Consider the following 17,129-nt stretch of genomic DNA (forward strand, 5'->3'; position numbering starts at 1 on the left):
ATTGAACTTACTGAGGCTTTAGTCAGTTCCCGATATCCGGTGGAAAGGAGGCAGGATGTTGTCCATGTCCAACCTTTCCTCCTCCGGCACCCCCATGGCGGCCAGCCCCCTGACCCGTGCCTGCCTCGAAATCGACGAGTACGCCGCCGGCCTCGGCTGGGACCGGCCGGCCCGTCTCTTCGCCCTCGTCGACACCGCCCGGCTGCGCAAGCAGGAGCCGCGGCTGGCCACCCAGCTCGGCCTGGACCAGGACGATGCGGGCAAGGCCCAGTACACCCCCATCGAGCAGGACGAGCTGCCGGCCGGGACCCCGCTGGACAAGTTCCTCGGCACGATCGCCTGGCCCGACTCGGTCGTCGGCTGCGCGCTGACCGTGGAGCGGCTGATGCTGCCGCCGTCCGCGGAGGCCGCCGTGCCGACCGGCCTGAGCGAGAAGCAGCTGGCCAAGTGGGTCGCCGGGCACCCGGAGCGGCAGGAGGTCCGGCTCACCGTGGCGGTGCTGCGGGACGGCTCGCGGGAGTCGGCCGTACGGCTGCGGGAGAAGGACTCGGCGAGCGAGGTGCTGACCGGGGCCGGTCTGGTGCCGGGCTTGGCCGAGGCACTGGCGGCGACCTTCGCCTAGCCGGGGACCGGGGCGGGCCGCGCACTCACTTCGCGGCACTCACTTCGCGGCACTCACTTCGCGGTGCACTGCGGCAGCGCGGCCGTGTCCCCCTTGCTGATCTTCTCCAGGGACTTCGTGGCGTCGTCGATGGTGTCCACCTTGACCAGGGTGAGGCCCTCGGGGACGTTCTTCACGGCGGAGGCGCAGTTGTCGGCCGGGGTCAGGAAGTACTGGGCCCCGGCCTTCCGGGCCCCGATGGTCTTCATCTGGATGCCGCCGATGGGCCCGACCTTGCCGGCATCGTCGATGGTGCCGGTGCCCGCGACGAACTTTCCGCCGGTGAGGTCCTGCGGGGTGAGCTTGTCGACGATGCCGAGGGCGAACATCAGGCCCGCGCTCGGGCCGCCGACGTCGGTGAGCTTGATGTCGATGCCGAACGGGAAGGTGTGGTCGGTCTCCGCCCGGATTCCGACGATGGCGTGCCCGTCGCCCTCGGCGGGGGCGGTGGTGATCTCCACCTTCTCGCTGCCTTCGGGCTCCTTGCCGGCCTTCTCGGCGGCAGCGGCCTCCTTGGCCGGGACGATCGTGAACTCGACCTTCTCGCCGGCCTTGTGCCGGGTGACGAGCTTGGCCACATCGTCGGGGGCCTTCACCGGGGTGCCGTCCACGGCCTTGATCACGTCTCCGGCGTGCAGCTTGCCCTCGGCCGGGCTGCCCTTGACCACCGTGAAGACGGCAACACGCGCGGTGACCGGGATGCCGAGCTGCTTGAGGGCCGCCACCTTGGCGCTCTCCTGCGACTGGCTGAACTCCTCGGCGTTCTCCTGCGTGGACTGCTCGTCCGTCTTGCCGTGCGGGTAGAGGTTCTCGTGCGGGACGACGATGTTGTCCGTGGCGGCCCAGCCGTAGACCGCTTCCAGCAGGTTCATGTCGTACTCGGCGCTGGTGACCCGCACGGTCGTCATGTTGAGGTGCCCGCTGGTGGGGTAGGTCTTCCGGCCCGAGATCTGCAGGACGGCCTCGCCGTCGGCCTCGCCCAGCGTGTTGAAGGTCGGTCCCGGGCTCATCTCCGAGTACGGGACCTTGATGAACACCCCTGCGCAGAGCAGCGCGAACAGCATGAGCGTGGAGGCGAGCATCGTCGCGGTGCGGCGTGGCATGGAACGACAGTACGGGAAGCACCTGTGGGGCGGCCCCCGGGGCCGGTCCGTACGGGCCCGGTAAGGAACCGGCCGGCAGCGCTCGCATCCGTACGGTCAGAGGTGATCAGAGGTGATCGGAACCGGAGTGCGCTCCGGAGTGCTCGGCGGACTGGCCGGAACGATCGGCCTTGTCCATCACCTCGCGGAATCTCGCGTAGCCCGCGAGCTCGGATATGTCACCCTGGGTGCGGTCACGGGCCGCCCAGCTGCCCCACATGGCAGCACCTATTGCGGCGAAAAGCGGAATCAGCAGCCAGGCCAGCGATGCCATTCCGTGCCTCCCTACCCCGAGTACGAGCTGTTGGTGTCCACAACGCTCGTGCCCGGGGCGGGGTTACGCAAATCGAGGGCGTGTTGTGCGGCCGAATGGGCGGTTTCAGCAGAATTCCAGGCGGCCTGCGGCAGGCCTTCAGCAGGCGCCGACCCACTCCTCGGTGCCGTCGGAGAAGGTCTGGTGCTTCCAGATGGGGACCTCGTGCTTGAGGTCGTCGATCAGCATCCGGCAGGCCTCGAAGGCCTCGCCGCGGTGCGGGCAGGAGACGGCGACGACGACGGCGAGATCGCCGACGCTCAGGTCGCCGATGCGGTGGACGGCGGCGAGGGCACGCACGGGGTACTTGGCCACGACCCGCTCGGCCACGCGGCGCATCTCGGCCTCGGCCGTCGGGTGGCACGAGTAGCCGAGCGCATCGACGTCCGCCCCGCCATCGTGGTTGCGCACCGTGCCGACGAAAAGGGCCGTGCCACCTGTGGAATCGTCGCCGACGGCCCGGAAGACCTCGTCGAGCGAGAGCGGGGTGTCACGGATCTCGAGCAGCCGGATCGGGTCGGATGCGGCCTGCTCGCCGGGGTGGTCGAAGTGCGGTGCCATACGTTCATCGTGCACTACGCCGCTGACGCGGCGGAATACCCGAATCACCCGTCCCGACCCCCCTCCCTTGGGAGCCTCCTACAGGCCTGGGCCCCCACCGACGGCGGGCACCCCCGGGCGCGGGGTAGGGGCGCAGCCCCAGAAGCAGTGCCGGGCCCCCGGCGGGTGCAGGGCGCAGCCCTGAGAGCGTGCCGGGCGAAGCCCGGGCCCGGGGTACGGGGCGCAGCCCCGGGAAGTTGCCGGGCAGAGCCCGCGAACCTGGGCGCACGTGGGCGCAGCCCAGGGGCAGTACCGGGCTGCGGGGCGCAGGCCCAGAAGCAGTGCCGGGCGGAGCCCGGGTGCCCGGCAGGGCGCAGGCACGGGGCCGGGTGCCGGGCGGAGGCTGGGAGAGGGGCGGGGGTGGCGGCGTGGGGGTCAGAGGCCGCGGCGGCGGCGGGCTCGGCGGACTACCGCCGCCGCGCCCAGCAGCGCCACCGTCGCCCCCGCCGCGCCCGCGGCCGTCGCGTCCTTGCGGCCCAGCCGGCGGCCGGCGACCGTGTGCCGGCCGGCGACCTCCTGGAGCAGCTCGGCCAGCACCTCCTCGTTGGTCCAGCGGGGCCGCCAGCCCGCCGCATGCAGCCGGCTCACGCTGACCACCCACGGATGCATGGTGTAGGCCAGGTCCCCGGCCGGGGACGGAGTGAGGCCGATCCGGTGCAGCCGGGCCGCCGCGCCCAGCGCCACCGCGGACGGCAGCTCCATGCGCCGGATGCCGCTCAGCTCCTCGACCTCCTCCTGCTCCAGCCACCCCTCGCAGCCGACCGCCAGCTCGCCGTCGACCTTCTCCAGCGCCGCGTACTCCAGCGCCGACACCAGGTCGTCGACATGGCAGAACTGCCAGGTCGGCCGGGAGCCCGCGACCACCAGCAGGCGCGGGGACTCGAAATACCGGGTCAGTGCGGTGTCGGTGCCGCCGACCAGGACGGCCGGCCGGACCACGGTCACGTTCAGCCCGGGGTGCGCCCGCGGCGCCCGCCGGCCCAGCCGCTCGATCTCCAGCAGGTCCCCGACACCGGTCGCCTCCGCGGTGGCCCGCAGCTCGGAGTCCTCGGAAAGCGGAATGTCGTTGTCGGGCAGGGCGCCGTAGACCATCGCCGAGGTGCACAGCACCACCCGCCGCACCCCGGCCGCCGCGGCGGCCGTCAGCACGGTCTGGGTTCCGCGTACGTTGTACGCGGTACGGGCCGCGGAATCCGTCTCCAGATCCAGGTCCAGCGCCAGGTGGACCACCACGTCCGCGCCCCGCAGCTTGTCGGCGATCGCAGGGTCCCGGACGTCCAGGACGTGCCACTGCGCCGCCGCGCAGTCACCGCGGCGCTCGTCGATGGCCACGACCTGCTTGACCTCGTCGGAGGCCGCGAGCCGGGCCACCAGTGCGGCACCGACCCCGCCGGCGGCACCGGTCACGGCCACGACGGGGCCTCGCACGGCCGGGTTTCGCGGCCGGCGAACGCCGCCGGCGACTTCGCCGGCGTCGGCCCGTTCGGGCCGGCTTTCGCCGTCGTGCGGCGCTCGAACCTGCGGATCTGGGGAACTCACCGGGCGTCTCCAGCGGTTGTCTTCAGTAGGGGCGCGTCCTGACGCGTACCTACCAGGTGACGTCCATCCTGCCGCAGCCCAGGAGCCGGCGGAGCACCGAGCCCGGAAGCGGGTGTGGTGTCTACGCTGGGTGGTGTTGTCGGACCATTGCCCGCCGGCCCGAGCCGGCGGCCCTACGAGCCGAGGAAACCCGTGAGTGACACCCCATTCGGATTCGGCCTTCCGCCGGAGGAGCCGGACAACGGCGACGAGGGCAAGAAGAAGGGCGATCAGGGCGGCCAGGCCGGTGGCCAGGGCGGCCCGGCGAATCCGTTCGGGTTCGGCGGGGCCGGTCTGCCCGGCGGCGCGGACAACCCGTTCGCCGCGATGTTCGGCTCCATGAATCCGAACGATCTCGGCGCCGCGTTCCAGCAGCTCGGGCAGATGCTCAGCTACGAGGGCGGCCCGGTGAACTGGGACATGGCCAAGGACGTGGCGCGCCAGACCGTGGCCCAGGGCACTGCCGACGGGGTCAAGGACAGCAGCGTCGGCGTCGCCGAGAAGGCGGCCGTCGAGGAGGCGGTGCGGCTGGCCGACCTGTGGCTGGACAGCGTGACCTCGCTGCCGTCCGGCGCCGGCACGGCGGTGGCGTGGAGCCGCGCCGAGTGGGTCGAGGCGACCCTGCCGGTGTGGAAGGAGCTCGTCGACCCGGTCGCCGAGCGGGTCGGCGCGGCCATGGGCCAGGTGCTGCCCGAGGAGATGCAGGCCATGGCGGGCCCGCTGCTCGGCATGATGCGCTCCATGGGCGGGGCCATGTTCGGGCAGCAGATCGGCCAGGCCGTGGGGGTGCTCGCCGGTGAGGTCGTCGGCTCGACCGATGTGGGTCTGCCGCTGGGGCCGGTCGGCAAGGCCGCCCTGCTGCCGCTGAACATCGAGGCCTTCGGCAAGGACCTGGGCGTTCCGTCGGACGAGGTCCGGCTGTACCTGGCGCTGCGCGAGGCCGCGCACGCCCGCCTCTTCGCCCATGTGCCGTGGCTGCGCTCGCACCTGTTCGGCGCGGTCGAGGGCTATGCCCGCGGCATCAAGGTGGACACCTCGAAGCTGGAGGACGTGGTCGGCCAGCTCGACCCGTCGAACCCGGAGCAGCTGCAGGAAGCCCTGCAGGGCGGCATGTTCCAGCCGCAGGACACCCCGGAGCAGAAGGCGGCGCTGGCCCGGCTGGAGACGGCGCTCGCGCTGGTCGAGGGCTGGGTGGACGCGGTGGTCCACGAGGCTGCCAAGCCGCGGCTGACCTCGGCGGACGCGCTGCGCGAGACCCTGCGCCGGCGGCGTGCCACGGGTGGTCCGGCGGAGCAGACCTTCGCCACGCTGATCGGTCTGGAGCTGCGTCCGCGCCGGCTGCGGGACGCCTCGCGGCTGTGGGCCTCGCTCACCGACGCGCGCGGGGTGGACGGCCGCGACGGGCTGTGGGAGCACCCGGACATGCTGCCGACCGCCTCGGACCTGGACGACCCGGACGGGTTCGTCCACCGCGAGCAGCTGGACTTCTCGGAGATCGACAAGATGCTCGGCGAGGCCGCCGAGAAGCGCAACGAGGAAGGCGAAGACAAGAAGTGAGCCTGTACGACGACGCGGTCCTGGTTCTGAAGGGGTACGAGGGCCAGCCCGAGCTGCGCGATGTCTACCTGGAGCACCTGGCGGCCCACCCGGACGGGCTGTACAAGCCCTGCACGGCCGGGCACATCACCGCCAGCGCGCTGGTGATCGACCCGTCCCGCGGGCGGGTGCTGCTGACCCTGCACAAGAAGCTGGGCATGTGGCTGCAGATGGGCGGGCACTGCGAGCCCGGTGACGCGACGCTGGCGGAGGTGGCGCTGCGCGAGGCCCGGGAGGAGTCGGGGATCGTGTCCGGGCTGGCGCTGCTGCCGGGCGGCCCGGTGCGGCTGGACCGGCATCCGATCCCGTCGCCGTGCAACTGGCACCTGGACGTGCAGTACGCGGCGCTGGCTCCGGCCGAGGCAGTGGCGGCGATCAGCGAGGAATCTCTGGACCTGCGCTGGTTCGCGTACGAGGAGGTGGCCGGGGTGGCCGACGAGTCGGTGGTCCGGCTGCTGGAGGCGACCCGGGCGCGGCTCTGACGCACGGCGGCCCTATGAGGGCGGTCGGGCAGAGACTCTGCCCGACCGCCCTCACGCGTTTGACGCCGGATCCGCGCGCCGCAGGCGCGCTAGGCGCGGCTGCCGCCGAGGGAGTTGCCGCGCATGCCGAGGCCGAGCAGGCCACCGCGCAGGTGGGTGGGCGGCAGCAGCTCGCTGGGCTGGACCAGGACATGGCCCTCGCCCTGGAACTGCATCTCCCAGCCCTCGCCGGTGGCGCCTCGGCGGCGCCAGACCCCGGAGGTGGAGGTCGGGGCCTGGAGCTGGGTGCGCAGCGAGCTGGACCAGGCGATGACGGCGTCGGCGTCCGCGCACACGTTTTTGCCGGGTCCGACCTCCAGGACGAGCGGCTCCCCGGAGGTGAGCAGGGCGACCTGGCCGCTGCCGTTCAGTTCCAGGTTGTAGGCGCCGGCCCCGGCGATCTCGACGGCGCTGTCGATGGCGACGATGCCGACACCGAGGGTGGAGTCGAAGGCGAGGACGGACTTGCTGTCGACGGTGATGCCGCGGCCGACCTCCATGACATGGATGTGCTGGGCGAAGTTGGCCAGGTAGACGTGGCCGGTGCCCTTGCACTTCATGAGTTCCAGGCCTTCGCCGGTCATCTGGCGGACATTGCGCCAGCTGTTGTTCCGGTACTGGCTCTGGAAGTCGATCTGCCCCTCGAAGGCGACCATCGCGCCCTGGCGGGCGAGGACGGAACCGCTGCCCTGGGCGATCTCGGCCTTGAGCAGCTGGGAGTTCTGCAGGGTGTAGCGCCCGGTCGACGGGACCGGGACGTGCGCGAAGAGTGTGCTGTGCATGGTGGCTCGGTGCTCCTCTCAGCCCCGGATCTTGAAACGGTCGCCGGTGTCCTCGCTGGGCTGGACGATCACGAAGCCCTGGCCCTTGAAACCGATCTGCAGGGCTTCGCCGCTGCCCCGGCCGATCAGGGCGCTCGCCTTGACCGTGCGCTTGGCCTTCAGGTCGAGGCCGGTGGTCCAGCCGATCAGGGCGTCCGGGTCGACGTAGGTCTCGCGCTCGGCGCAGTCGAGGACGGTGGGGACGCCACGGCTGACCAGGGCGACCCAGCCGGTGCCCCGGATGACGAGGTTGGTGAGGCCGGATCCGGAGAGCTTGGCCAGGCCCTTGACCGGCTCGATGGCCAACTGGAGGGTGGCGTCGCAGGCGAGCAGGGTGGCGCCGTTGACCGAGAGGGCCTCGTCGGCGAGGTGCACGACGAGGACGTCGGCGCCGTAGTCGGCGAGGAACAGGTCCCCGTCGCCCTGGCAGAGCATCAGCTTTCCGCCCTCGCCGGTGACCATTTCCTCGGCGGAGCGGCGCAGGCTCGCGGGCGCCCCGTGGAATTGGACGTATCCGTCGTAGGCGATCATCGAGCCGGCCTTGGCGATCAGGTCCTGGCCGGTCACCATGGCGACCTTGAGGGTCTTGGCGTTGTGGACGGCCATCCGGACGCCGGTGGCGGCGACGCGATGGGCTCCGAGTGTCTGGGTGTCCATGGCTGCCTCACACCTCGAAGGGCTGTACGACGACGAAGTTGCCGGGGGCTCCCCGGAACTGAAGGTTCACGGCCTCCCCGGTACGGCTGGCATAGCCGGAGCGGCGCAGCCGCAGTGCCGTGGTGGTGACGGCCTGGGCGCCGGCCGACCAGGCGATGACGGCGTTGCCGTCGACGTAGGTGGCGGGGCCGACGGGCAGAACCACCGGGGTGCCGCGGGTCTTGACGACCACGGCTCCGGTGCCGGAGAAGAGCATGGAGAACAGGCCTCCGCCAGGCAGACCGGCGCCCTCGATACGGCGGACCTCGGTGGACAGCGACTCGTCGAAGGCGAGGACGCCCTGGGCGCTGGTGTACAGCTGGTCGGTGCCTTCGAGGCGGATGACGAAGAGCTTGCTGGCCTCGTCTGCGAGGAAGACCTCGCCGTCGCCGGAGCAGCGCATCAGGGACATGCCCTGGCCGGTCAGCTGGCCGGTCAGCTTGCCGAGCAGGCCGGAGCCCTTGTGGGCGAAGTCGATGTCGCCCTGGTAGGCGACCATGCTGCCCTGCCGGGCCAGGATGGCCTGGTTCTTGGTGAGGGTGACGCGGACCTGCTGGGGGTTCTGCTCGGTCCAGCGGTCGCCGACGGCCACCTCGGCGTACTTCCTGAGGACCACGCGCAGGCCGGCCTCCGGGGGCACCGGGGCGACGGCCTGGACGGCTCCGAAGGGCGGGGCCATGGGCGTGCCCGGCGGCGGTACCGCACCGAAGGGCGGAGCGGTGGCAGCCGCCGGGGCCTGCGGGGCGGGGGCGGCCGGAGCCAGCACGGCGCCGAACGGCGGCGGGGAACCGAAGGAGGCGGTCTGCGGGGCCGGGGTGGCGAAGTCCAAAGCGGTGGCCTGCGCGGGAACAGGCGCCACGGGCGGCGGTGCGGTGACCGGGGCGGCCGGAGCCGGCACGGTGGCCGGCGGGGGCGGGGCGAACGCCGGGGGCGCGAAGGCCGGGGCGGGCTGCTGCGCTGCGGCGGGCTGGGCCGGTGCGGGCTCCTGCTCCTCGGCGACCTCGCCGCCGAAGTTCTTCAGGAGGGCGTCCAGGCCGCCGTCGAAGCCCTGGCCGACGGCGGCGAAGCGCCAGACGTCCTTGAGGTAGAAGTCCCCGAGCATGACCGCGCGCTCGGTGGTGAACTCCGCCCCGGTGAAGGCGTAGCGGACGACCTCTTCGCCGCCCGCGACGATCCGGATGTACCCGGGGCCGACCTGGGACATGGTCCCGCTGCCGTCGATGGTGGCGGTGAAGGACAGCTTCTGGATGGCGGCCGGGATCCGGTCGAGCGTCACCCGGAAGGCCTCGGTGTCACCGGCCTGCGCACCGAGCTGCTGGATCGACTCCTCCGGCGATTTCGGCTGGTTGTAGAAGATGAAGTACCGGTCGTCGGAGAGCTGTTCATTCGCATCGAGCCCGAAGCAGCTGATGTCGAAGCTCAGCCCGGGCCCGGCGATCTGAACGCCTACGTACAGATCCGTCCCCGCCGTCAGATCACTGATTTTGGCCTTGTGGCCGCGTTGGAATTCCCTGGCCATGTGCTACGACCGTCCCCCATCCGAAAGTGAATGCGTGCCGTCAGGCTATCCGCAACGACTCGGATCCGGCCAAGCCTGTGGATGACCCACTGTCATTCCTCGCGCGCGGCGGGCACCTTCGGCAGCCGTTCCGCGGCGACCACGCCCTCCAGGTAGCCGCGGGCCCGTTCGGTCCGCGGATACGCCTCCAGCAGCTCCCAGAACCGCGGCCCGTGGCCGGGCACCAGCAGGTGGGCGAGCTCGTGCAGCAGCACGTAGTCGATCACGTAGTCCGGCATGCCCTGGAGGCGGTGGGACAGCCGGATGCTGCCCTCGGCCGGGGTGCAGGAGCCCCAGCGGGTGTTCTGGTTGGTGACCCAGCGCACGGAGCGGGGGCGGGCCCGGCCGCCGAAATACTGCTCGGACAACCGCTCGGCGCGCTCGGCGAGTTCCGTGTCACCGAGGGTCCGCCGGCTTTCCTGCGCGGCCAGTTTGTCCAGCATCACGCCCACCCAGCGCTGTTCCTCGGCCTCGGACATCCGTGCAGGGATGAGCACGACCGTACGGTCACCCTCGCGGTAGGCGGATACGGTCCTGCGGCGGCGCGCGCTCCGGCGGACTTCGACGGCACGCTGCGATGGGTCGGCGGACACGCCATGACGGTACCCGCTGGCCACGGCCGAAGTCCCGTCATCTCGTATGACGAATAGGTGGGGGTTGTGGACAGGTTATGACGGCCGTTCTCGGGGGCGGGCATTCTCCCGGTACGGAGCGCAACAAGGCGGAACAAGGGGGAATGGCGATGCATCCGAAGGTGAAGCCCGTGCTGGCGCGGGCCTGGCGTGATCTGCAGACCGTTCAGTTCGGCGTGACTCCCGCGCACGCGGTGGTGCTCGGGCCGGTGGACACGGCGACGGGGTCGCTGATCGACCGGATCGACGGGACCCGCGGGATGGACCTGCTGCGGGCCGAGGCCAAGGCGATGGGGCTGCCCGAGGGCCGGGCGGACGAGCTCGTGCGGCGGCTGGCGGCGGCCGGGCTGATCGACGATGCCACGGCGGGCGACCCGGGGGTACAGGCGCTGCGCCGGGAGGCCCCGGAGCGGCTGGGCCCCGATCTGGGCTCCCTGTCGGTGGTGCGCCCGGACCCGGCCGGAATCCAGGAGGGCCTGGCGGCCCGCCGGGCCGTCCGGGTCCAGGTGCGCGGGGCCGGCCGGGTCGGGGCGGCGGTGGCGGCGGTGCTGGCGGCGGCCGGGGTCGGCCGGGTGGAGGTGCTGGACGGGGGCCGGGTGGAGCCGGGGGACTTGGCGCCGGGCGGGCTGGGTGCCGAGAGCGTGGGCCGGCTGCGCGCGGAGGCCGCGGCGGGGCTGGTCCGCGGGGCGGCTGCCGGCCGGCCGCGCAGAGCCGCGGGACGGCCGGACGCCGTGCCGGGGCCGGCCCTGGTGGTGGTCGCCCCGCGGGACGGGCTGCAGGCCTGGGCACCCGATCCGGACACCGCCGCCGAGTGGGTCGCTGCCGGAGTCCCGCACTTGTATGCCGGAGTGCTGGAGGGCACCGGGGTGGTGGGGCCGCTGGTGCTCCCGGGCGGGACCGCCTGCGCCGGCTGTATGGAGCGGGACCGGATCGCCCGGGACGCGGCCTGGCCGCGGCTGCTGGTGCAGTGGCGTTCGGCCCATCGGCGCCGGGCCGTGCCGGCCTGCGACCTGGGCCTGGCCACGGCCGTGGCGGGCTTGACGGCCGCCCATGCCCTGGCCTTCCTCGACGGGGAACTCCCCGCCTCCACCGGTGCCCGCTGGGAGGCGGCCCTTCCCGGACTCCACTGGGAGCAGGCTGAGCTGACCCCTCATCCGGACTGCGGCTGCGGTGCGGCGAGAGCCCGAGAGGGGGACTCGTCCGGCGCGCTGGAGCGGCAGGACACAATGGCCGGATGACCCGCCGCTCGCGGCACAGGTGTCAGCTCACTGGAGGGGCGTATGTCTGATCTTCCCCGCAAGGCGGTCACCCGGACCGCGAAGCTGGCCGCGCTGCCGCTCGGCATCGCCGGCCGGGCAACCTGGGGACTGGGCAAGCGGATCGGCGGGAAGTCGGCGGAGATCGTGGCGCGCGAGCTGCAACAGCGCACCGCCGAGCAGCTGTTCCGCGTGCTGGGAGAGCTGAAGGGCGGGGCGATGAAGTTCGGGCAGGCCCTGTCCGTGTTCGAGTCCGCGCTGCCGGAGGAGGTCGCCGGGCCGTACCGGGCGGCGCTGACGAAACTGCAGGAGGCGGCTCCGCCGCTGCCGGCGGCGACGGTGCACCGGGTACTGGCGGACCGGCTGGGTGAGGACTGGCGCGAGCTGTTCGTCTCCTTCGAGGACAAGCCGGCGGCAGCCGCTTCGATCGGGCAGGTGCACCGGGCGGTGTGGCACGACGGGCGGGAAGTCGCGGTCAAGGTGCAGTACCCGGGGGCCGGCGAGGCCCTGTTGTCGGACCTCAAGCAGCTCAGCCGGTTCGCCGGTCTGCTGGGGCCGCTGATACCGGGCATGGACATCAAGCCGCTGATCAAGGAGCTGCGCAACCGGGTCGCCGAGGAGCTGGACTACGAGCTGGAGGCGGAGTCCCAGCGGATCCATGCGGAGGCGTTCGAGGGAGACCCTGATGTGCTGGTGCCGGACGTGGTGCACCAGGGCGACGAGGTGCTGGTCACCGAATGGGTGGAGGGCGTCCCGCTCTCCGAGGTGATCCAGGACGGAACGGCGGAGGAACGCGACCGCGCGGGCCAGCTGCTGGCCCGGTTCCTGTTCTCGGGACCGGCCAGGACGGGGCTGCTGCATGCGGACCCGCACCCGGGCAACTTCCGGCTGGTGACCGGGGCGGACGGCACGGTCCGGCTGGGCGTGCTGGACTTCGGCACGGTGGACCGGCTGCCGGGAGGGCTGCCGAAGTCCATCGGGGTGTCCCTGCGGATGACCCTGCAGGGCGATGCCGAAGCGGTGTACGAACAGCTGCGCGCCGAGGGGTTCGTCAAGGAGTCCATCGCCCTCGACCCGGACACCGTGCTGGACTACCTGCGCCCGATCATCGAGCCCGCCGAACTGGCGGAGTTCACCTTCACCCGGGACTGGATACGCGGCCAGGCGGCCCGGATCGCCGATCCGCGGTCTCCCGCACACCAGTTGGGCAAACAGCTCAATCTGCCTCCGTCGTACCTGCTGATCCACCGGGTCACCCTCAGCACCATCGGGGTGCTGTGCCAGTTGGGTGCCACGGTGCGGCTGCGCGACGAACTGGAGGCCTGGCTGCCGGGGTTCCCGGCCGAGGGCTGACCGGGGCCGGGACGCCGGTCACCCGGTCACCACCAGGAGGAGTCGAGTCTGCCTTCGATCGCCCGGATATTGGCCCGGGCGCAGTCGTGGCAGAAGTACTGCCGGACGCCGTTCTCCATGGAGCAGGTCCAGGTGAGCGGGGCTCCGTCGGGGGATCGGGTGCCGCAGCGGGCGCACACGACGGTCCTGGCCTCGGGGTCCCGCGGGGCGGGGTGGGGGGTCGGCTGGTCCACCTCCAGACGATACCGCCGCGCGGGGGCGGCGGGTGTCCGCAACGCACCGGGGGGACCGGTCCGTTCGGACCGGTCCCCCCGGGTGGATGCCTGTCGGCGATCAGTGCATGACGGCCATGGCCAGCGCGCGCCGGGCGCGCAGGGAAGCGCGTTCGGCACGGCGCTGCATACGCCGCGCGTTGACCAGGCGCATCGCGCGCCGGTCGGCGTCCGCCTCACGCAGGCGGTCGGCCATATGCGCGCGAGCCAGGGCTTCTGGGATGAGTTGCATTTCGCGGGTCCTGTTCTGACGCGAGGTGATCGCGCCGGTGGTGATGAAGTCTTCGGTGGCGGAGCCGGACGGCTGCTCGCTCGTGGTGTGCGGGGTCATGAGGGCCTGCTTCAGGGGGTCGTGCGTCAGAGGGCGGTCGATGGTTCCGGCGGCGTTCATACCGCGACCGGGTTCTTGCGCGGGCGGCCACGAGGCCGCTTGCGGGCGACGACCACACCCTGGACGAAGAGCTCGCCACCCCAGACACCCCAGGGCTCACGGCGCTCCTGCGCTCCGGCGAGGCAGGCCTCGACGAGCGGGCAGGTGCGGCAGAGGGACTTGGCGTACTCGACATCGGCCGGGGACTCGGCGAAGAAGACCTCCGGGTCGTAACTGCGGCAGGGGACGGGTACGCCGAGGTTCTCGATGGCGTCGTCGAGCGCGGTGAGCGCGGTGAGCGGAGTCAAGGTGGAGTCCTCCGGGACTGCAGGCGGGGAGATCGTTCGGTTCTGCGGTACGGACGGGGCGTGCGCTTCGAGTTGCACGGTGGTTTCTTCCTCGTCTTTGTCGACTAGTCGTTCCGGCCTGTTGGCCGGGTTCGGCTGGTACCTGGTCTTGCCAGTCCCGAGGCCCCTTCGCTCCGTCGTCCCCGTTCGGGGACAAACAGAAGGGCCGCGGATCCCGGGTGGGGTTCCGCGGCCCTGAAGGCGCCGGCCAGATCATGCGATCAGGCTGGATCACTCCAGGGTTCGAGCCCACGGAAGGCCCACATCAGGTGGTGCTGCTGCGTCGTCTGCTTCAGGGATCCGGCACCGGTTGCGGCAAAGGCATAGGCGGCATGTGCTGCCTGCTCCTTCACTACTGCCACCGGCGCCTGGGTCGGTCGCTCATTGCGCTCACGGACCGGAAGGGTGGCGGGAACGGCCAGGCTGCTCGCGGAAATCGCGGACAGACCGGTGCCCTGACCCAGGAACGCGGGGGCAGCAACGAGCGAAGAGGAGCCGAGCAGGCAGGAAGCGGCAACCGGACGATCGGTCATTTTGGTCTCGGTCATGAAGCTGATCACTGGTCTCGCCTCCTCTCGGCGTCTCAAGGGGACTGGCTGGTGGGCCGATCCCGCACGTATTCGGATAAGTACAGCACGAGGACAGGGCTTCGGAGAAGCCGCCGTTCCCGTGGTTAAGAACCTATGGGGATTGCCAGGGCATGTGCAAACTATTTTTCCGACGAGTTTCTACGCGCCGTCCCCGGGCTCGCCCTCGAGCTCCTGGCCTGCGCAGATGGCCAACACATCGGCTCCGTACCGGTCGAGCTTGCGACCGCCCACGCCGGAGATCATCGCGAGCTCGCCCTCCTCGGAGGGAGCTGCCTCGGCGATCGCCATCAGGGTCTTGTCGGTGAAGACGCAGTACGCGGGCAGTCCCTGGACCTTCGACTGGGCCGCGCGCCACTCCCGGAGCCGCTCGTAGAGACCCTCGTCCATGTCGGACGGGCAGTCTTCGCAGCGCATCAGTTTCAGCTCGCCCGCTTCGGTGAGCGTCTTGCCGCAGACCCGGCACAGCACCGGCCCGCGCCGGGACCGCTTGCGGGAGCCGCCCTCGACGGCGACCCGGCTGCCGGGGGCCGCCGAGCCGGGCCGCAGGCCGTTGAGGAAGCGGCTGGGCTTCCGGGAGCTCCGGCCGCCGGGGGCGCGGGACAGCGACCAGGAAAGGGTCAGGTGCACCCGGGCCCGGGTGATGCCGACGTAGAGCAGCCGGCGCTCCTCCTCGACCTGCTCGTCGGTCTTGGCGTAGGTGATCGGCATCATGCCGTCGGTCAGCCCGACCAGGAACACCGCATCCCACTCCAGGCCCTTCGCGGCGTGCAGGGAGGCGAGGGTGACGCCCTGGACGGTCGGGGCGTGCTGGGCGGCCCGGCGCTCCTCCAGCTCCACCGAGAGGTCGGCCAGGGTGGCTCCGGGGCGGCTGCGCGCGAAGTCCTCGGCGACCCGGACCAGGGCGGCCAGCGACTCCCACTGATCGCGCACGGCACCCGAGCCGGCCGGCGGCTCGGGGGTCCAGCCGCTCGCGCTGAGCACGGCCCGCACCTGGGCGGCCAGCTCGACCACATCGTCGAGCAGCGGGTCGTTGGCCCTGGAGTGGGCGGCTCCGCGCAGGGTCACCAGGGCCCGCTGCACTTCGGGGCGCTCGAAGAAGCGCTCCGCGCCGCGCAGCTGGTAGGGCACTCCGGCGTCCGCGAGGGCCTGCTCGTAGACCTCGGACTGGGCGTTGATCCGGAAGAGCACGGCGATCTCCCCGGCCGGGACCCCGGCCTCGATGAGGTCGCGGATCCGGCGGGCGACGCCCTCGGCCTCGGCGGGCTCGTCCGGGTACTCGGCGTAGACCGGCTCGGGGCCGGGGTCGCGCTGGGAGATCAGCTCCAGGCGGTGCTCGGCGGCACGGCCCCGGGCCTGGTTCAGCACCCCGTTGGCCAGGTGGACCACCTGGGGGGTGGAGCGGTAGTCGCGGATCAGCTTGACCACGGTGGCCTGTGGGAAGCGGTTGCGGAAGGTGAGCAGGTGGTCGGGGGTGGCGCCGGTGAAGGAGTAGATGGTCTGGCTGGCGTCGCCGACCACGCACAGGCTGTCCCGGTCGCCGAGCCAGAGCTCCAGCAGGCGCTGCTGGAGCGGGCTGACGTCCTGGTACTCGTCGACCACGAAGTGCTGGTACTGGCTGCGGATGGTCTGGGCGATGTCCTGGCGGTCCTGGAGGATGCCGACGGTGAGGAGCAGCACGTCCTCGAAGTCGATCATCCCGCGGTCGCGTTTGAGCTGTTCGTACGTCCCATAGATCTGTGCGATTTCAGCCATGTCCCGGGGGACCTCGCGGCCGGCCTTGAGGGCCGCCGCCGGGTAGTCGGCCGGGACGGTCTGGGTGACCTTCGCCCACTCGATCTCGCCGGTGACGTCGCGCAGCTCGTTCCGGTCGAGGCGGATCCGGCAGCGGGCGCCGGCCTCGGCGACCAGCTGGATCTTGCGCTCGACCAGGCGGGGCAGGTCGCCACCGACCGCTTTCGGCCAGAAGTACTGGAGCTGGCGGAGGGCGGCCGAGTGGAAGGTCCGGGCCTGTACTCCGCCCGCGCCGAGGGTGCGGAGCCGGCCGCGCATCTCTCCGGCGGCGCGGTTGGTGAAGGTGACGGCGAGCACACTGGCCGGCATCATCTGGCCGGACCGGACGCCGTAGGCGATGCGGTGGGTGATGGCCCGGGTCTTGCCGGTGCCGGCGCCCGCGAGCACGCACACCGGCCCGCGCAGGGTCGTGGCGACCTCGCGCTGTTCCGGGTCCAGGCCGAGGAGAACCGCGTCGGCCGACTCGGCGACGGCCGGGAAGGATGAGGAGTGCGTTGCTGCTGTCACCCGACCATGCTGCCAGGTCCGGTGGGCCGGACGGGAAAGTTGTCCACAGCCCCCGGGGAATGACAGGGCGGTGCCGTACGTTCGAGTACTCGGATCCAACCCCAGCCCCGAAGGAGAGCGCCCCCATGCAGGACAAGGGTTCCGTGACGATGTACAGCACGACCTGGTGCGGCTACTGCCGCCGGCTGAAGACCCAGCTGGACCGGGAAGGCATCGCGTACACCGAGATCAACATCGAGCAGGACCCCGAGTCCGCGGCCTTCGTCGAGAAGGCCAACGGTGGCAACCAGACCGTTCCCACGGTCCTCATCGTCTCCCCCACGGGCAACGAGTCGGTCATGACCAACCCGAGCCTGGCCCAGGTGCAGCAGGCGCTCGCCGTCTGATCACCCGCCGTACGTACGGCAGCAGGCCCCCGCCGAGGCGGGGGCAACGACATCCCGCTCGGGGACGTCACCACCTCGATGACCATCTCGGGCCCGGCTGTGCCCGTCTTCTGCATGTACCTGGTCGCCGCCGAGCGGC

General features: G+C 71.7%; 19 protein-coding genes and 1 pseudogene. 7 read left to right on the plus strand and 13 right to left on the minus strand.

The window, feature by feature from the left end; genetic code table 11:
* The first annotated feature begins 64 nt into the window (after positions 1 to 64).
* Positions 65 to 622 (plus strand): PPA1309 family protein, encoded by a 558-nt coding sequence (locus ABT123_RS29500; RefSeq protein ID WP_351320177.1) that lies wholly within the window; start codon positions 65 to 67, stop codon positions 620 to 622.
* A gap of 53 nt (positions 623 to 675) precedes the next feature.
* Here ABT123_RS29500 and ABT123_RS29505 read toward each other — a convergent pair whose 3' ends face one another.
* From ABT123_RS29505 to ABT123_RS29520, 4 genes are all read right to left on the minus strand, one after another.
* Positions 676 to 1,764, minus strand: coding sequence for a YlbL family protein (locus ABT123_RS29505; protein WP_351320179.1), 1,089 nt, complete (start codon positions 1,762 to 1,764; stop codon positions 676 to 678).
* A gap of 106 nt (positions 1,765 to 1,870) precedes the next feature.
* The gene (locus ABT123_RS29510) at positions 1,871 to 2,077 is read right to left on the minus strand and encodes a hypothetical protein (RefSeq protein WP_351320181.1); all 207 of its coding nucleotides are present in this window, start codon (positions 2,075 to 2,077) and stop codon (positions 1,871 to 1,873) included.
* 138 nt (positions 2,078 to 2,215) lie between these two features.
* Positions 2,216 to 2,677 carry a molybdenum cofactor biosynthesis protein MoaE gene (locus tag ABT123_RS29515; protein WP_351320183.1) on the minus strand — a complete coding sequence of 154 codons (462 nt, stop codon included), beginning with the start codon at positions 2,675 to 2,677 and terminating at the stop codon, positions 2,216 to 2,218.
* Between the two features lie 414 nt (positions 2,678 to 3,091).
* Complete coding sequence (locus ABT123_RS29520; protein WP_351320185.1) at positions 3,092 to 4,144, minus strand: SDR family oxidoreductase; 1,053 nt, start codon at positions 4,142 to 4,144, stop codon at positions 3,092 to 3,094.
* Positions 4,145 to 4,447: 303 nt separating this feature from the next.
* Between ABT123_RS29520 and ABT123_RS29525 the strand changes: the two genes are divergently transcribed.
* Positions 4,448 to 5,851, plus strand: a complete 1,404-nt coding sequence (locus ABT123_RS29525; protein WP_351320187.1) for a zinc-dependent metalloprotease — start codon at positions 4,448 to 4,450, stop codon at positions 5,849 to 5,851.
* Complete coding sequence (locus ABT123_RS29530) at positions 5,848 to 6,372, plus strand: NUDIX hydrolase (protein ID WP_351320189.1); 525 nt, start codon at positions 5,848 to 5,850, stop codon at positions 6,370 to 6,372. Before ABT123_RS29525 ends, ABT123_RS29530 begins: the two co-directional genes overlap by 4 nt.
* Positions 6,373 to 6,461: 89 nt before the next feature.
* On the opposite strand, the gene ABT123_RS29535 is transcribed toward ABT123_RS29530, so the two are convergent.
* From ABT123_RS29535 to ABT123_RS29550, 4 genes are all read right to left on the minus strand, one after another.
* The gene (locus ABT123_RS29535; RefSeq protein WP_351320191.1) at positions 6,462 to 7,193 is read right to left on the minus strand and encodes an AIM24 family protein; all 732 of its coding nucleotides are present in this window, start codon (positions 7,191 to 7,193) and stop codon (positions 6,462 to 6,464) included.
* 18 nt (positions 7,194 to 7,211) lie between these two features.
* Positions 7,212 to 7,889 (minus strand): AIM24 family protein, encoded by a 678-nt coding sequence (locus ABT123_RS29540; protein WP_351320193.1) that lies wholly within the window; start codon positions 7,887 to 7,889, stop codon positions 7,212 to 7,214.
* Between the two features lie 7 nt (positions 7,890 to 7,896).
* Positions 7,897 to 9,447, minus strand: coding sequence for a TerD family protein (locus ABT123_RS29545; RefSeq protein ID WP_351320195.1), 1,551 nt, complete (start codon positions 9,445 to 9,447; stop codon positions 7,897 to 7,899).
* Positions 9,448 to 9,539: 92 nt separating this feature from the next.
* Positions 9,540 to 10,079 carry a M48 metallopeptidase family protein gene (locus ABT123_RS29550; protein ID WP_351320197.1) on the minus strand — a complete coding sequence of 180 codons (540 nt, stop codon included), beginning with the start codon at positions 10,077 to 10,079 and terminating at the stop codon, positions 9,540 to 9,542.
* 149 nt (positions 10,080 to 10,228) lie between these two features.
* Here ABT123_RS29550 and ABT123_RS29555 point away from each other — a divergent pair, with 149 nt between their 5' ends.
* Positions 10,229 to 11,356 (plus strand): ThiF family adenylyltransferase, encoded by a 1,128-nt coding sequence (locus ABT123_RS29555; protein ID WP_351320216.1) that lies wholly within the window; start codon positions 10,229 to 10,231, stop codon positions 11,354 to 11,356.
* 42 nt (positions 11,357 to 11,398) lie between these two features.
* Positions 11,399 to 12,727: an ABC1 kinase family protein gene (locus ABT123_RS29560; protein WP_351320198.1), complete on the plus strand. Its 1,329-nt coding sequence runs from the start codon at positions 11,399 to 11,401 to the stop codon at positions 12,725 to 12,727.
* A gap of 26 nt (positions 12,728 to 12,753) precedes the next feature.
* Here the strand turns inward: ABT123_RS29560 and ABT123_RS29565 are convergent, their stop codons facing one another.
* From ABT123_RS29565 to ABT123_RS29585, 5 genes are all read right to left on the minus strand, one after another.
* The gene (locus ABT123_RS29565) at positions 12,754 to 12,960 is read right to left on the minus strand and encodes a hypothetical protein (protein ID WP_351320200.1); all 207 of its coding nucleotides are present in this window, start codon (positions 12,958 to 12,960) and stop codon (positions 12,754 to 12,756) included.
* Positions 12,961 to 13,060: 100 nt separating this feature from the next.
* Positions 13,061 to 13,390: a putative WhiB-interacting protein gene (locus tag ABT123_RS29570; RefSeq protein ID WP_351320202.1), complete on the minus strand. Its 330-nt coding sequence runs from the start codon at positions 13,388 to 13,390 to the stop codon at positions 13,061 to 13,063.
* Positions 13,387 to 13,755, minus strand: coding sequence for a WhiB family transcriptional regulator (locus ABT123_RS29575; RefSeq protein WP_150209610.1), 369 nt, complete (start codon positions 13,753 to 13,755; stop codon positions 13,387 to 13,389). The genes ABT123_RS29570 and ABT123_RS29575 overlap by 4 nt, the downstream gene beginning before the upstream one ends.
* A gap of 182 nt (positions 13,756 to 13,937) precedes the next feature.
* A complete protein-coding gene (locus ABT123_RS29580) occupies positions 13,938 to 14,264 on the minus strand; it encodes a hypothetical protein (RefSeq protein ID WP_351320218.1) in 327 nt (108 codons plus the stop codon).
* 180 nt (positions 14,265 to 14,444) lie between these two features.
* Positions 14,445 to 16,604, minus strand: a complete 2,160-nt coding sequence (locus ABT123_RS29585) for an ATP-dependent DNA helicase UvrD2 (RefSeq protein WP_351320204.1) — start codon at positions 16,602 to 16,604, stop codon at positions 14,445 to 14,447.
* A gap of 125 nt (positions 16,605 to 16,729) precedes the next feature.
* Between ABT123_RS29585 and ABT123_RS29590 the strand changes: the two genes are divergently transcribed.
* Positions 16,730 to 16,990, plus strand: coding sequence for a mycoredoxin (locus ABT123_RS29590; protein WP_351320206.1), 261 nt, complete (start codon positions 16,730 to 16,732; stop codon positions 16,988 to 16,990).
* A gap of 48 nt (positions 16,991 to 17,038) precedes the next feature.
* Positions 17,039 to 17,129 (plus strand): annotated as a pseudogene (locus ABT123_RS36790) (methylmalonyl-CoA mutase family protein); the annotation flags it as partial.

It is taken from the genome of Streptomyces sp. NPDC002054 (assembly GCF_040296685.1).
Lineage (GTDB): Bacteria > Actinomycetota > Actinomycetes > Streptomycetales > Streptomycetaceae > Streptomyces.

Excerpts from the sequence above, each read along its gene's own strand:
- ABT123_RS29500 (WP_351320177.1), top strand. The coding sequence starts at position 65 with ATGTCCAACCTTTCCTCCTCCGGCACCCCCATGGCGGCCAGCCCCCTG.
- ABT123_RS29560 (WP_351320198.1), top strand. The coding sequence starts at position 11,399 with ATGTCTGATCTTCCCCGCAAGGCGGTCACCCGGACCGCGAAGCTGGCC.
- ABT123_RS29555 (WP_351320216.1), top strand. The coding sequence starts at position 10,229 with ATGCATCCGAAGGTGAAGCCCGTGCTGGCGCGGGCCTGGCGTGATCTG.
- ABT123_RS29580 (WP_351320218.1), bottom strand. The coding sequence starts at position 14,264 with ATGACCGAGACCAAAATGACCGATCGTCCGGTTGCCGCTTCCTGCCTG.
- ABT123_RS29515 (WP_351320183.1), bottom strand. The coding sequence starts at position 2,677 with ATGGCACCGCACTTCGACCACCCCGGCGAGCAGGCCGCATCCGACCCG.
- ABT123_RS29505 (WP_351320179.1), bottom strand. The coding sequence starts at position 1,764 with ATGCCACGCCGCACCGCGACGATGCTCGCCTCCACGCTCATGCTGTTC.
- ABT123_RS29510 (WP_351320181.1), bottom strand. The coding sequence starts at position 2,077 with ATGGCATCGCTGGCCTGGCTGCTGATTCCGCTTTTCGCCGCAATAGGT.
- ABT123_RS29535 (WP_351320191.1), bottom strand. The coding sequence starts at position 7,193 with ATGCACAGCACACTCTTCGCGCACGTCCCGGTCCCGTCGACCGGGCGC.
- ABT123_RS29570 (WP_351320202.1), bottom strand. The coding sequence starts at position 13,390 with ATGAACGCCGCCGGAACCATCGACCGCCCTCTGACGCACGACCCCCTG.
- ABT123_RS29540 (WP_351320193.1), bottom strand. The coding sequence starts at position 7,889 with ATGGACACCCAGACACTCGGAGCCCATCGCGTCGCCGCCACCGGCGTC.
- ABT123_RS29545 (WP_351320195.1), bottom strand. The coding sequence starts at position 9,447 with ATGGCCAGGGAATTCCAACGCGGCCACAAGGCCAAAATCAGTGATCTG.
- ABT123_RS29590 (WP_351320206.1), top strand. The coding sequence starts at position 16,730 with ATGCAGGACAAGGGTTCCGTGACGATGTACAGCACGACCTGGTGCGGC.